This window comes from Streptomyces sp. NPDC008150 (genome assembly GCF_042956945.1).
Classification (GTDB): Bacteria; Actinomycetota; Actinomycetes; order Streptomycetales; family Streptomycetaceae; genus Streptomyces.
Map to the genome: position 1 here is coordinate 56,386 of NZ_JBIBHJ010000007.1, position 14,054 is coordinate 70,439.

Genomic DNA, 14,054 nt, shown 5'->3' on the forward strand with positions numbered 1-14,054 from the left:
GGCGTCCCGCAGGCGTGAACTGCTGTGGCATGCAAGGGAGTTGTTCGCGGAAACGGACCCGTCGTCGAACCGGGTGGTGGTGCGGGGAGTGCGGCGAGGGGAGCGCGCGTGAAGGCGGGGGCACCGCGGGGGCGCTGCGGCCGACGCGGGAGGAACGTGAGGAGCGCCCGGCGGACCGGGACGCGCAGGGGGTCAGCTCAACAGGAGGAGGACCACACTCGACCGAAGTCGATGTGGGAGCGGGTGACCAGCCACTGCTGCGGATGCATGGCCCAAGTGGAACAGGCATCCGGTGGTGCGTCAACCGGCCTGGGACGAAGTGCCCACACTGTGGACATCCTTGACAGCGGGGGGAAACGGCGCCGTAGTCTCGGACGACGGCCCTGCTGAGGGGCTCGGCCGTACGGCGCCGCGAGGCGCCTCGTGTGAAGGCACTCACCGTTCCCCGGTCGTCCGCTGCGTCGGCGTGAGGGGATTCGACCAGCGCGGGTTCTCCGCGTCTTGGAGCCTCACATGTCCTCCGACATCGTCGCCGACGGCACTCCCGCCGCACCCGGCAGGTCCGGGCGTCCGACGCGCCCGGCCAGACCCTCCCTCGTGATCGTCGGAGCCGGCCCGCGGGGAACCGGGATCGTCGAACGCATAGCGGCCAACGCCCCCGAGCTGTACGCCGGTTCGGGGCTCGACATCCATCTCGTCGACCCGCATCCGCCGGGCGCCGGGCGCATCTGGCGCACCGCGCAGTCGCCGCTGCTGTGGATGAACTCGCACGCCGAGGACGTCACCATGTTCACCGACGAGACGGTGGAGATGGCCGGACCCGTGCGCGAGGGCCCCACCCTGCACACCTGGGCGGGCATAGCCGGCGGCACCTTCGCCGACCGGCAGCTCCAGGGCACCTATCTGCACTGGGTGTACGAGCAGGCGGTGGCCGCGCTGCCGCCGGAGATCTCCGTCCACCACCACCCGCACCGGGCGGTACGGCTCGAAGGGCCCCCCGACGGGCGCCAGTCCGTATGGCTCGAAGGGCGGCCCGAGCCCGTCGTGGGTGATCTCGTCGTCCTGGCACTCGGCCATCTGGACGCCGAACTCGACCCGGAGCAACAGGAGTTGGCGGAGTACGCCCGCGCCCACGGCCTCGTCCACCTGCCGCCCGACTTCACCGCCGACAGCGACCTGACCGCGCTCGCGCCCGGCGCCGACGTCGTCGTCCGCGGTTTCGGGCTCGCCTTCGTCGACCTCATGGTGCTGCTCACCGAGGGCCGCGGCGGACGCTACGAGGACGACGGCGACGGCGGCCTCGTCTACCACCCCTCGGGGCGCGAGCCCGTGCTGCACGTCGGCTCGCGGCGCGGAGTGCCCTACCACTCGAAGATCGGCTACGACTGGACCGGCGCCCGCCCGCCGCTGCCGCGTTTCCTCGGCCGGCCCGAGACCGACGAACTCCTCGCCCGGCCGGGCGGGTTCGACTTCCGCCGGGACGTGTGGCCGCTGATCGAGAAGGAACTCGGGTTCGCCCACTACCACCGGCTGTTCACCGCCCACCCCGAGCGCACCGCCATGGCCTGGGCCGACTTCGAGGAGAAGTACGCGGCGGGGGACAGCGCCGACGTGCACGCCCTGGTCACCGCCGCCGTGCCCGACCCCGCCGACCGGCTCGACCTCGCCGCCCTCGACCGGCCCCTCGACGGCGTACGCCACAACTCGCCCGAGGAGTTCCAGGAAGCCCTGCGCCGCCACGTCGAGGACGACCTGACGCGCCGTCACGACGACACCCGCAGCCCGGACCTGGCGGTCTTCCTCGCCCTGCTCTCGGTGTACGGGCAGCTCATGCGGCTCGGCGACATCGGCACCTGGTGGCACGGCTTCTTCAGCTTCCTCGCGTCCGGCCCGCCCGGCCCCCGGCTGCGCCAGATGCTCGCCCTGTCGCACGCCGGGGTGCTGCGCTTCCTCGGCGCGGACACGGTGGTCGAGGCGGCCGACGGGGTGTTCCGGGCGTCGAGCCCGACCGTGCCCGGCGCCGTCGTCGAGGCCCGCGCGCTCGTCGAGGCACGGCTGCCGCAGCCCACGGTCGAACGCGCCCTCGACCCGCTGCTGCGCCGCCTCCACGAGGAGGGCGCCGCCGCCACCCCGGACGGGCTGCTGCGCGTCGACCCCGCCGACGGACGGATCATCGGCCCGGCGGGTGTACCGCAGCCCCGCCGGTTCGCGCTCGGCCCGCACACCGACGCCCGGGGCGCCGGGGCGTTCACCCGGCCCCGCACCGGCGGCCCGGCGTTCCGGCAGAACGACGCGACCGCGAGGGCCGCGCTCACGTTCCTGCGCGCACTCGCCGGGCAGGCCGCCGCGTGAAACGAACGGACCGGCCGACGGCACGCCACGACGGGGCGACGACGATGAGCGCGGCGGGGGCCTCGGGTCACCGGTGCGGCGGAACGACCGGGGCCGTGCCTCCCCGCACGGCTCGGGGCGCGGGTGGTGCGGGGGAGTGCCGGGCGGGGTGCGCTTGCGGAGAGGGGCTGCTCGCGGTCGGTCCGTGCGCGGGTGTCGCGGGCGCCGTGTGCGTACCCGGGGGCGGGCATGTGGCGTGGCGTGCGGGCGTGCCGGGTGCGGGTGGTGCGGGGGAGTCCCGCGCGGGGTGTGCTCGCGGAGACGGCCGGGCGCTCGCGGTCGGTCCGTGCGTGGGTGGGCCGGAGGTTGTGGACGTCGTGGGGGGCTGGCCGGTTGCCGGGGGTGGCGGCGGGGTGCGGTCCCGGTGCGGCCGGGTGTGCGTGACGCGATGGCGTGCGGGCGTGCCGGGCGCGGTTGGTGCGGGGGAGTTCCGCGCGGGGTGCGCTTGCGGAGACGGCTGGGCGCTCGCGGTCGGTCCGTGCGCGGGTGTCGCGGGTGTGCCGGAGGTTGCGGATGTCGTGGGGGGCTGGTCGGTTGCCGGGGGTGGCAGGGGTGTGCCGGTGTCCCGTGGGGTGCGGTCCCGGTGCGGCCGGGTGTGCGTGACGCGATGGCGTGCGGGCGTGCCGGGCGCGGTTGGTGCGGGGGAGTTCCGTGCGGGGTGCGCTTGCGGAGGCGGCCGGGTGCTCGCGGTCGGTCCGTGCGTGGGTGTCGCGGGTGTGCCGGAGGTTGTGGACGTCGTGGGGGGCTGGCCGGTTGCCGGAGGTGGCGGCGGGGTGCGGTCCCGGTGCGGCCGGCTGCCCGGGACGCGGCGGCGCGCGGGCGCGTCCGGTGAGGGGGGCGCCGTCGGGCCCGGCCGCCGCGCGGCGGGGTGTCCGTACGCAGGTCGGGTGCGAGGGCCCGCGCTGCGCGGGGAAGGGGTCGCCGCGTGAACTCCCCGGGCGGCAGGCTGCTGCACCTGGCCGCCGCGGTCGGCCGGCCGTGGGACGGGCCGCGTGTTCCGGCGCAGACCCGTGGGGAGGGCCGGCGGGACGGGGGACCGCCCGCGCACCGGGACCCGGACGACGCGCGGGACGCGGAGGCGGACACGTACGTGGAGCTGGCGCGGCTCGCCGAGAGCGGTGGCCTCGACTTCGTCACGTTCGACGGACTCGCCGCCCGGTCCGGCCCCGACGTCCCGGCGCTGCTGTCCCGGGTCGCGTCGGCCACCGGTCGTGTCGGCCTGGTGGCCGCGATCGCGGACGATCCCGCCGACCCCCGGCTGGTCGCCACCGCTCTCGCGGCCCTCGGCCGCGCCTGCCACGACCGGGCCGGCTGGCGGGGCGGGGCACCGGCGGGCGGCCGGGGCCCGGACGCCGCGACGCTCGAACAGGTCCTGGAAGAAGCGGAGTCGGCCCTCGCCGGGCCGGACGGCGACGCGGTGCACGGGGACCCGGTCGCGGACGCGCCCCTCGTCCGGCTCGTCGACATCACCGGCCCCGGGGCCCGGCGGATCGCCGCGCGCCGCGCGGACGTCGCGCTCGTACGGGCCGTGAGTCCGGCGCAGGCGGAGCGGGAGGGCGACGAACTCCGTTCCCTGGCGGCCGAGTCGGGGCGCGACCCCCGCTCGCTGCGCGTCCTGGCCGCCCTCCGGGTCGACCTGGGCGGCGGGGAGTCCGCGGCGGAGCCCGCGCACGGCGGCGGGGGACCCCGGCCGAGCGCGCGCGGGCCGCTGTACCGGGGCGGGCCCGTCGGCCTCGCCGACCTGGTGACCGCCTGGCACGGCGCCGGTGCCGTCGACGGCTTCCACCTGACCCCCGTCGCACCCCGCCGGGACCTGGAGCGGCTCGTCAACGGCACCGTCGCGCTGCTCCAGCACCGCGGTCTGTTCCGCACGTTCTACCCGGGCAGCACCCTCCGCGAGCACCTGGGCCTCGCCCGCCCGGCGCCGCGGCGATCCGCGGCCCGGCAGGGGCCGTGAGGGCGGGACGACGACGGACCATGGGTTTTCGACCAGTTGGGGAAGGTTTGCGCACATGACGAACGACGAGACCGGTGCGAACGGCGCGGCAGACGCGGCGGATGCCTGGAAGCAGTGGCACGAGGCCCGCAACGAGGGCGTCGCCGCACCGTACGGGCCGCTCGCCCTCACCGGCACGCACTGGCTGGAGGACTATCCGGACGGGCGACTTCCGGACACCCCCGGTACCTGGGTGACCGACGGGGACGGCGTGGTGCTCACGGCCACCGCCGGGGACGGACTGACCTTGGACGGAGCCCCGTTCACCGGGGAGATCCGGCTCGGCGCCGACGAGGGCGCGGTGGACGCGGCGCGGGTCGCGGCCGGTGGGCGCCGGCTGATCGTCCTGGTGCGCGAAGGCAGTTGGGGAGTGCGCGACTTCGACCCCGGCGCCGCGCCCCGCAGGGCCTTCCGCGGCATCGAGGCCACCCCGTACGACGCGCGCTGGTCGCTGCCGGCGCGGTTCCGCCCGTACCCCGCCGACCGGACCGTCCGGGTGGAGAACGCGGACGGGCGCGAGCGCGGGCTGGGTCTCGGCGGCGAGGTGGCGTTCACCCTCGACGGGGCGGAGCGGACCCTTCAGGTGAGTGTGCTGGGCGACGGTTCGCTCTGGGCGGTGTTCGCGGACGCGACCAGCGGTGACAGCAGCTTCCGGTTCCGCTTCCTGTACCCGGCCGCGCCCGACGCCGAGGGGCGCACGACGGTCGACCTGAACCGGACCGTGCTGCCGCCCTGCGCCTTCGCCGATCACTTCATCTGCCCCTTCCCGCCGCCCGGCAACACGCTTCCCGTCGCGGTCGCGGCGGGGGAGCGCAACCTGCGCTGAACTTCGTTCACGGGAAAGGCCGTTGGTCACGTCCGAGGGGACAAGGGCCGCCCGCCGGGCGGCCCTTGTCCGTATCCGAATCCGCCGCGTCGGCCAACTGCCCAGTTCTCAAAGGCTGTTCAAAGGTTGACGGCCGAAAGGCGCCCTTGCGCCCGTTGACCGAACGGCCGAATACTCCCCCCACAGCGCTTGTCAGGGGCACACAGTGTCCGGAACCCGGACGTACGGGCCGCTGGCTGCGCCTCACGGGCCCCGACCCCACGCGGGCCCCCGACTTCCCCTGTGGAGGAACGAAAAGTGAGGATCAAGCGCACCACCCCCCGCAGCGGCATCGCAAGACGGACCCGGCTGATCGCCGTGGCTTCCGGATTCCTTGCCGCGGCAGCGTTCGCCGTCCCCACCGCGAGCGCGAGCGACGCGCAGACCTTCAGCGCGAACCAGCTCAGCACCGTCAGTGGATCCGTCCACGAGGCGAACGTCGCGGGCACCGCCTGGGCCGTCGACAAGGCGACCAACCGCGTCGTCGTCACCGTCGACAGCACGGTCTCCGCGGCCGAGATCGCGAAGATCAAGGCGGAGGCCGGCAGTTCGGCCGGCGCCCTGACGATCAAGCACACCTCCGGCCAGTTCAAGAAGCTGATCACCGGCGGCGACGCCATCTACGGCGGCGCGTACCGCTGTTCGCTCGGCTTCAACGTGCACAGCGGGAGCACCTACTACTTCCTGACCGCCGGCCACTGCGGTGAGGTCGCCTCCACCTGGTACTCCAACTCCGCGAAGACCACGGTGCTGGGCACCAACGTGGGCTACAGCTTCCCGGGCAACGACTTCGCGCTGGTGAGGTACACCAACTCGTCGATCGCCCACCCGAGCGCGGTCGGCAGCCAGACCATCTCCAGCGCGGCCACCCCGAGCGTCGGGACGACCGTGTACCGGCGCGGCTCGACGACCGGCACCCACAGCGGCAGGGTCACCGCACTGAACACCACCGTCAACTACGGCAGTGGTGACATCGTCAGCGGCCTCATCCAGACCACGGTGTGCGCCGAGGGCGGCGACAGCGGCGGTCCCCTGTACGGGGGCTCCGTGGCCTACGGTCTGACCTCCGGCGGCAGCGGCAACTGCACCTCCGGCGGCACGACCTTCTTCCAGCCGGTCACCGAGGCGCTGAGCTACTACGGCGTGACGCTGCCGTAGCAACCGGCTTGCCGGGCAGCTCAGTTGATTGCCCGTCAGCTGCGAACGAGGGCCCCCGTGCGGCAACTGCCGTGCGGGGGCTCCCCGTTGTGCATCCGCGGGGTTACCGTCGAAGTGCGGACGGATGCCTGCCGCCCGCCCACATCGGACCCTGGGGGCCGGCAATGGTCGAGGAGCTGGTGACGGCCGCGGCGGCCGTCGGGGCGGCCGCGGTGGTGTACGCGGCAGCGGCGGCACGGGTGGTCAAGCAGTACGAGCGCGGTGTGGTCCTGCGGCTCGGCAGACTTCGCCCCGAGGTGCGCGGCCCCGGGTTCACGCTGGTCGTGCCGTTCGTCGACCGGCTCAGCAAGGTCAACATGCAGATCGTCACGATGCCGGTGCCCGCGCAGGAGGGCATCACCCGGGACAACGTCACGGTGCGCGTCGACGCGGTCGTCTACTTCAAGGTCGTCGACGCCGCCGAGGCGGTGATCCAGGTCGAGGACTACCGGTTCGCCGTCTCCCAGATGGCGCAGACCTCGCTGCGCTCGATCATCGGCAAGAGCGACCTGGACGATCTGCTGTCCAACCGCGAATCCCTCAACCAGGGGCTGGAGTTGATGATCGACAGCCCGGCCATCGGCTGGGGCGTGCAGATCGACCGCGTCGAGATCAAGGACGTGTCGCTGCCCGAGACGATGAAACGGTCCATGGCCCGGCAGGCGGAGGCCGACCGGGAGCGGCGGGCCCGGGTCATCAACGCGGACGCGGAACTCCAGGCGTCCCGCAAGCTCGCCGAGGCGGCGCAGCAGATGGAGGACACCCCGTCCGCACTCCAACTGCGCCTGCTCCAGACGGTGGTGGCCGTCGCGGCCGAGAAGAACTCCACGCTCGTCCTGCCCTTCCCGGTGGAACTGCTCCGGTTCCTGGAACGGGCCGCGCCCCCGCCGCAGCCGGAGGTCCGGTACGTGGAAACACCGCAGCCGCAGCCGTCGCCGACGAGTGACGACGGGGCACACCGGGAGGGGGAGCGGGACCGGGAACCGGGGGCCCCGGCCCCCGGTCGCGAGGTGACGACGCCGGAGCCCGCCCCGGCACCGGGCCCCGCCCCCGCCGCGAAACCGGTTCCGTAGCGCCTCCGGTCGCGGGGCGCGTGCCCGGCGGGAGGAGCGGCGTGCCCCGCGACCGGGAACGTACCGGCACCGCCGCGCACGGGCGGGGTCAGGTGCCGATGCCGGTGTCCGTGCCGGTGCCCGCGTCGGCCGCGCGGCCGGTCGCGGTCGTGGCGGGCGCGCCCGTCCGGCGCCGCCCGCGCAGTACCGCCGCCAGCAGCGTGATCACCGTGCCGGCGACCGCCCAGGCAGACAGGACCAGCAGCGGGGCGGTCACGGCGTTGCCCTTGAAGTAGGCGATCGAGCGTGCCGTCCAGGTGCCCGCGCCCGGCGGCAGCGCCGGGCCGATGGCCTTCCAGAAGGGCGGCAGCATCGGCAGCGGGAAGGCGCCGCCGGCGCTCGGGTTGCCCGCGATCACGACCAGCAGGATCGCCAGGCCGATGCCGACGATGCCGAACAGGCCCTGGAGCGCGAGCGTGGCGGCGCCCACGGCGAACGTGACCAGGGCACCGAGCCCCCACAGGGCCACCACGCTCCCCGGCAGCGCGCCCAGGATCGGCCCGACGATCACCGCCCCGCCGAGGCCGCCGACGATCGCGACCAGTGCCATCACGATCAGCCGGATCACCGCGCGACGCGGGTTCGCGGGCCGTGCGCCGGTGCTGATGGCGAGGATGGACGCGCACAGGTAGCCGCCCACGCACCAGCCCACGACCAGGTAGAACGACGAGAGCCCGTCGAAGTCCTGGGACGAGGCGCGGGCCACGTCGACGGTCCGCACGGTGCGTCCCTCGGTCCGTTCCAGGGTGCTGACGAGCGTGTCCAGGGTGTTGGCGAGCGCGCTGCCGCCACCGGTCGCGACCAGCAGGACGTCGGGGGTGCCGTCCGGGTTCAGGATCAGCGCGCCGTCGATGTCCCGGTTCAGGATCTGCTGCCGTGCCGTCGCCGCGTCGGCCACCGCGCGGGGGTCCAGCGGGGAGCCGGGCAGCCTGTCCAGCCGACGGGTGGCGGTCTGCTCCGCCGCGCTCCCGGGGGCGACGACCCCGAACGGGACGTCGGTCGGTCTCGGGTTGTGCAGCGCCCCCACGTAGGAGGCGATGAAGAGGAGCTGGAGGGCGATCACTCCGATGACGAGGAGGGTGGCCCGCGGGGTGACGGCGTCCTTCACCTCGCCGAGGAAGGACTTGTGGGTGCGGTCGGCGCCGGCGATCTGGGACATGCCCCCACGCTCCGGGGAGACGGGCGCCCGCGCAGTCGGAGAGCGTCCGAACGGATGGCGCCCGGCCCGGCCCGGTGACCGGCCGGGCGTTCGAACATCACCCTCGGTGACCGTCCGTCCCGCTTCTCCGTCCGGGGGAGCGTTCGAGCCGCCCCCTGCGGAGTGGCGAACCTCATCGCGGGCCGGTGTCCGGACGGCCCCCGTCCGTGCCGTCGGCCCAACTCCCGCGCGCGGAAACGGAACTGACGCCGGGGCACACTTTTCGGCCGGTCGGTTCCGTCCCTCGTTATCGATCACGCGTACGAATCAGCTCGCTGACAAGCGACGATGAGGTTAGAGTAATCGAACGAGCGTGCGATCGATGAGATGGCGACGGATCGGGTGAATGGCGGAAAAAGGGGCGGAGCGACGGAGGTGCGGCATGGCGGGCTTCGCGCATCTGCACGTCGCGTCCGGCTACTCCGTGCGCTACGGCGCCGCGCATCCCGAGCAGCTGGTGCGCCGGGCCGCCGAGCGCGGCGTGACGTCGCTCGCGCTCACCGACCGTGACACCGTCACCGGACTCGTCCGGTTCGCGCGGGCGTGTGCCGCCGAGGGCGTGCACCCCGTGTTCGGTGTCGACCTCGCGGTGGCGGCCCTCGCGCCCCCGCCGCCCGGCCCGTCCCGCCGCCGTCCCGCCCCGGCCCGCGGCGGTGCCCACGTGAGCGAGCCGCCGCTGCGGTTCGTACTGCTCGCCGAGGACCGGGCCGGGTGGGCGCGGCTGTGCCGCATCACCTCGGCCGCGCACGCGGGCGCCCTGTCGGGCACCCCGCCGGTCGTGCCGTGGGAGGCGCTGCGCGCGCACGGCGGCCCCGGTCTGACCGTGCTGCTCGGCCCCCGGTCCGAGCCGGTACGGGCGCTGTCGGCGGGCCGCGAGGACGTCGCCGTGAAGCTGCTCGCGCCGTGGCGGGAGATCTTCGGGGACGGCGTCCGTCTGGAGACCGTCGTGCACCGGCGCGGCGGCACCGGGCCCGGCTCGCTGCGGCTCGCCGCACGCACCCTGACGCTCGCCGACCGCACCGGCACCCCCGCCGTCCTCACCAACGCGGTCCGCTACGCCGACGCCGGCCAGCACCGGCTGGCCGACGTCCTGGACGCCGCGCGGCTGCTGCGGCCGATCGACCGGCGCCGCCTGGACAGCGGACGGCGCTGGCTCAAGGACGGGCAGTCGATGGCCCAGGTGGCCCGGATGGTCGCCGAGTGCGCGGGCGCGGACGCCCGCCGGGCGGACCGGCTGCTGGCGGACACGGCCGCCACGGCCGCCGGCTGCGCCGTGGACCCGGCCGCCGACCTCGGCCTGGGCACCCCGCACCTCCCGGAACCGGCACTGCTCGGCGCCGGACCCGGGGCGGACGGCGCGGCCCGGCTGCTGCGTCGGCGCAGCGAGGCCGGTCTGGCCGCGCGGGGCCTGGACCGCGACGCGGTGGCGCGCGAGCGGCTGGACGAGGAGCTCCGGGTGATCGCGCGGCTCGGCCACGACGCGTACTTCCTCGCCGTCGCCCAGGTCGTCGCCGACATCCGGGAGCTGGGCATCCGGGTCGCGGCGCGCGGCTCCGGCGCCGGTTCGCTGGTCTGCCACACGCTGGGCATCGCCACCGCCAACCCGCTGGAGCACCGGCTGCTGTTCGAACGGTTCCTGAGCGAGCGGCGCCGGTCGCTGCCCGACATCGACATCGACGTGGAGTCCGCCCGGCGGCTGGAGTGCTACGACGCGATCTTCGCGCGGTTCGGCAAGGAGCGGGTGGCGGTCACCGCGATGCCGGAGACCTACCGGGCCCGGCGCGCGCTGCGCGACACCGGTCTGGCGCTCGGCATCGAGCCCGCGGAGGTCGACCGGATCGCCAAGAGCTTTCCGCACCTGCGGGCCGCCGACATCACCGGCGCCCTCGCCGAGCTGCCCGAACTGCGCCAACTGGCAGCCGAGGCACCCCGGTTCGGGCCGCTGTGGGAACTCGCCGAAGGGCTCGACCAGTTGGTGCACGGCATGGCCATGCACCCCTGCGGCGTGGTCGTCAGCGACGCCACCCTGCTGGACCGGCTGCCGGTGCAGCCGACCCCGCAGGGCGACTACCCGATGGCCATGGCCGCGAAGGAGGAGATCGAGGCGCTGGGCAACATCAAGCTCGACGTGCTGGGCGTCCGGATGCAGTCCGCGATGGCGCACGCCGTCACCGAACTCGAACGGGTCACCGGCGACCGTGTCGACCTGGACGACCCGGCGCAGGTGCCGCTCGACGACGTGTTCGCGTTCAAGCTCATCCAGGAGAGCCAGACGCTCGGCCTGTTCCAGCTCGAATCGCCGGGCCAGCAGGACCTGTTGTCCCGGCTCCAGCCCCGCGACCCGCAGGACGTCATCGCCGACATCAGCCTCTTCCGCCCCGGCCCGGTCAAGGGCGGCATGCCCGAGCGGTACATCGCGGCCCGGCACGGCGGCGACCCGGTGTACGCGCACCCCGACCTCGAACCGGTGCTCGCCGACACCTACGGCGTGACCATCTGGCACGAGCAGATCATCGAGACGCTGTCCGTACTGACCGGCTGCGACCTCGCCATGGGGGAGCTGGCCCGGCGGGCGCTCGGCGACAAGGAGCGGCTGCCGCGCGTCAGGGACTGGTTCCACGGGCGGGCACGGGCGCGCGGGTACGACGCGGCCGTCCGCGAGGAGGTGTGGCGCACCGTCGAGGCGTTCGGCGCCTACGGCTTCTGCCGCGCCCACGCGGTCGCCTTCGCCGTGCCCGCGCTGCAGAGCGCCTGGCTCAAGGCGCACCACCCGGCGTTCCTGCTGGCCGGGCTGCTCGAACACGACCCCGGCATGTGGCCCAAGCGGGTCCTCGTCTCCGACGCGCGCCGGCGCGGTGTCCCCGTGCTGCCCGTCGACGTCAACCGCTCCGGCGTGCGGCACACCGTGGAGCGGACCGAGGGGGAGCGGTGGGGCGTGCGGCTGGCGCTGTCCGGGGTGCACGGCATCGGGGAGGAGGAGTGCGCCCGGATCGAGGCGGGCCGCCCGTACGCGTCGCTCTCCGACTTCTGGCAGCGGGCCCGGCCCAGCCGCCCGGTGGCCGAACGGCTCGCGGAGGTCGGCGCCCTGGGCGCCCTGCACGACGGCCGGCTCACCCGGCGCGACCTGCTGCTGCAGATCGCCGAACTGCACCGGGCCTCCCGCACCCGGCGGGCCGGCGACGGCCAACTCCCGTTCGAGGCGGGCGCGGTGGGCGGCGCGGAGCCGAGCGGGCTGCCGGAGATGACCGGCCGCGAGGCGCTGAACGCGGAGCTGGAGACGCTCGGCATCGACGTCTCCAAGCCGCTGATGGAGCACCACCACCGGCTGCTGCGCGAGATCGGCGCGACCGACGCGGCGCATCTGGCGAACGCGCGCGCGGGGGCGCAGGTCCTCGTCGCGGGCATTCGGTCCTCCACCCAGACCCCGCCGATCGCCAGCGGCAAGCGGGTCATCTTCGTCACGCTGGAGGACGGTTCGGGCCTGGTCGACCTCGCGTTCTTCGAGGACTCCCACCCGGCGTGCGCGTACACCGTCTTCCACAGCGGGCTGCTGCTGGTGCGCGGCACGGTGCAGGTGCGCGGCACCCGCCGTACGGTCGTCGGCGGCATGGCCTGGGACCTGGAGCGGATCGCCGCGGCCCGCCGCGACGACGGCCCCCAGGCCGCGCTCGCCCTGCTGGGCGCCGACCGCCCGCACCCGACCCCCGCCCAGCCCCGGCGGACGCTGGCCAACGGCACCACGGGCGCCCGGCTGCACCCGTACGCGGATCTCCAGCCGGCCGGCAGCCGGACGGCCGACCTGCGCAAGTTCGGCCACACCAGCCCCGGGAGCGCGGGATGACCGGGGCCGCCGGGACGTCCGGCGGTGCCCGGCACATCGCCCACATCCATCTGCACGCGGCGCTCGACGAGACCGAGTACGGCTCCGTAATCGAACTGATGTCTGGTATCACGCCCCATGTGCACCCGGTCCCGCCCGACGCCGTCCAGCTCGACCTGACCTCGGCGCTGCGCTACTTCGACCTCGCCCCGTACGACCTGGTCCACATGGTGATGCTCCGGCTGAAGGCCCACCGCGGTGTCGACAGCAGCGCGGGGCTCGCGGGCAACCGGATGCTGGCCACCATGGCCGCCGACACCGCCCCGCCCGGCAGCGCCACCTGGGTCCCCGCCGACCGGGCCGCCGCCTGGCTGCGCCCCCGCCCGGTCACCGCGCTGCCCGGCACCGGCCGCGCGACGGCCGCCCTGCTGGGCCGGTACGGCCTGCACACCGTCGGCCAGGTCGCCGACGTGCCCCCGGCCACCCTCCAGCGCATCCTCGGCGCGGGCCCGGCCCGGCTGCTCGCCGAGCGCGCCCGGGGCAACGACCCGCGCCCGGTCGTCCCGAGGGAGCCGGCCGCGCACCTGGCCGCCGACGTCGTCCTGGACCGGGACTGCCTCGACCCGGCGCAGCACCACCGGGCCGTGCTCGGTCTCACCGACCGCATCGGCCAACTCCTGCGCGCCGAGGGGCAGGTGGCCGGCCGGCTCACCCTCACCGTCCGGTACGCCGACCGCAGCTCCACCACCCGCACCCGCGCCCTGCCCGAGGCCACCGCCCACACGCCCGGCCTCGCGGCGGCCTCCCTGGCCCTGCTCGACTCCCTCGGCCTGCAACGGGCCCGGGTGCGGGCCCTCGCCGTCCGCGCCGACGGCCTGCTCCCGTCCGGCGCCGCCCACCGCCAGCTCTCCCTGGACCCGGGCGACGACCGCGCCCACGCCACCGAGGCGGCCGCCGACCGCGCCCGCCGCCGCTTCGGCCCGACGGCGGTACGCCCGGCGGCACTGGCCGGGCAGTGGCCACCGGACTCCGCCAACAGCGGTGCCCGCAAGGTCAGTTGGCCCAGGGCGGGCTGAGGACGGTGCCGTCGGCCAGCTCCGCCGTCAGGCCGACGGGCGTGGTGACCCAGAACGCCGCGGGCGCGGTGCCCGGGTTGCCGATGCCGAACGCCGTACCCGCGTTGACGATCAGGGTGTCGCCCGCGGCGACGTGCTCGGGGCGTCCGTCGAGGGTGACGGCCAGCTCCCCGTCGAGCACGTGCAGGATCTCCTCCCGGCCGACGGTGTGGACGGGGCCCGTGGTCCCCGCGGGGATCTCGCCCCGCCAGGCGCACAGTTCCCGGCTGCCGGAACGGGGGTGGGCGTACGAGACGAACCGGACGCCGTGCATCTCGTGCACGACTGCTTCGGACGGGCGGACGACGGGCACGGCTGCCTCCAGGGGCGGTGGACCGGCACAACTGCGCGGCCGGGACG

Annotated in this window: 9 protein-coding genes; 7 read left to right on the forward strand and 2 right to left on the reverse strand. The window is 75.1% G+C overall.

Going from position 1 to position 14,054, the window contains the following annotated elements:
* Window positions 1–513 precede the first annotated feature (513 nt).
* The 5 genes from ACFZA0_RS18710 (at window position 514) to ACFZA0_RS18730 (ending at window position 7,522) form a co-directional block, all read left to right on the forward strand.
* Window positions 514–2,352: an FAD/NAD(P)-binding protein gene (locus tag ACFZA0_RS18710; RefSeq protein WP_391017769.1), complete on the forward strand. Its 1,839-nt coding sequence runs from the start codon at window positions 514–516 to the stop codon at window positions 2,350–2,352.
* 964 nt (window positions 2,353–3,316) lie between these two features.
* Window positions 3,317–4,348, forward strand: coding sequence for an LLM class flavin-dependent oxidoreductase (locus tag ACFZA0_RS18715; protein ID WP_391017772.1), 1,032 nt, complete (start codon window positions 3,317–3,319; stop codon window positions 4,346–4,348).
* 55 nt (window positions 4,349–4,403) lie between these two features.
* Entirely contained in the window at window positions 4,404–5,213 is an 810-nt protein-coding gene (locus ACFZA0_RS18720) for a DUF1684 domain-containing protein (RefSeq protein ID WP_391017774.1), read from the forward strand.
* A gap of 297 nt (window positions 5,214–5,510) precedes the next feature.
* Window positions 5,511–6,410, forward strand: a complete 900-nt coding sequence (locus tag ACFZA0_RS18725) for a trypsin-like serine protease (RefSeq protein ID WP_391017777.1) — start codon at window positions 5,511–5,513, stop codon at window positions 6,408–6,410.
* 164 nt (window positions 6,411–6,574) lie between these two features.
* Window positions 6,575–7,522, forward strand: coding sequence for an SPFH domain-containing protein (locus ACFZA0_RS18730; protein WP_391017780.1), 948 nt, complete (start codon window positions 6,575–6,577; stop codon window positions 7,520–7,522).
* An 88-nt stretch (window positions 7,523–7,610) separates the two neighbouring features.
* Here the strand turns inward: ACFZA0_RS18730 and ACFZA0_RS18735 are convergent, their stop codons facing one another.
* The gene (locus tag ACFZA0_RS18735) at window positions 7,611–8,720 is read right to left on the reverse strand and encodes a DUF3533 domain-containing protein (RefSeq protein ID WP_391017782.1); all 1,110 of its coding nucleotides are present in this window, start codon (window positions 8,718–8,720) and stop codon (window positions 7,611–7,613) included.
* A 421-nt stretch (window positions 8,721–9,141) separates the two neighbouring features.
* Here ACFZA0_RS18735 and ACFZA0_RS18740 point away from each other — a divergent pair, with 421 nt between their 5' ends.
* On the forward strand, window positions 9,142–12,600 hold the full coding sequence (locus ACFZA0_RS18740; RefSeq protein WP_391017785.1) for a DNA polymerase III subunit alpha: 3,459 nt from the start codon (window positions 9,142–9,144) through the stop codon (window positions 12,598–12,600).
* Window positions 12,597–13,655 (forward strand): ImpB/MucB/SamB family protein, encoded by a 1,059-nt coding sequence (locus ACFZA0_RS18745; protein ID WP_391017788.1) that lies wholly within the window; start codon window positions 12,597–12,599, stop codon window positions 13,653–13,655. The genes ACFZA0_RS18740 and ACFZA0_RS18745 overlap by 4 nt, the downstream gene beginning before the upstream one ends.
* Here ACFZA0_RS18745 and ACFZA0_RS18750 read toward each other — a convergent pair.
* Window positions 13,633–14,007, reverse strand: a complete 375-nt coding sequence (locus ACFZA0_RS18750; RefSeq protein ID WP_391017790.1) for a cupin domain-containing protein — start codon at window positions 14,005–14,007, stop codon at window positions 13,633–13,635. The two genes, ACFZA0_RS18745 and ACFZA0_RS18750, sit on opposite strands and share 23 nt — an antisense overlap.
* Between the last annotated feature and the right edge of the window lie 47 nt (window positions 14,008–14,054).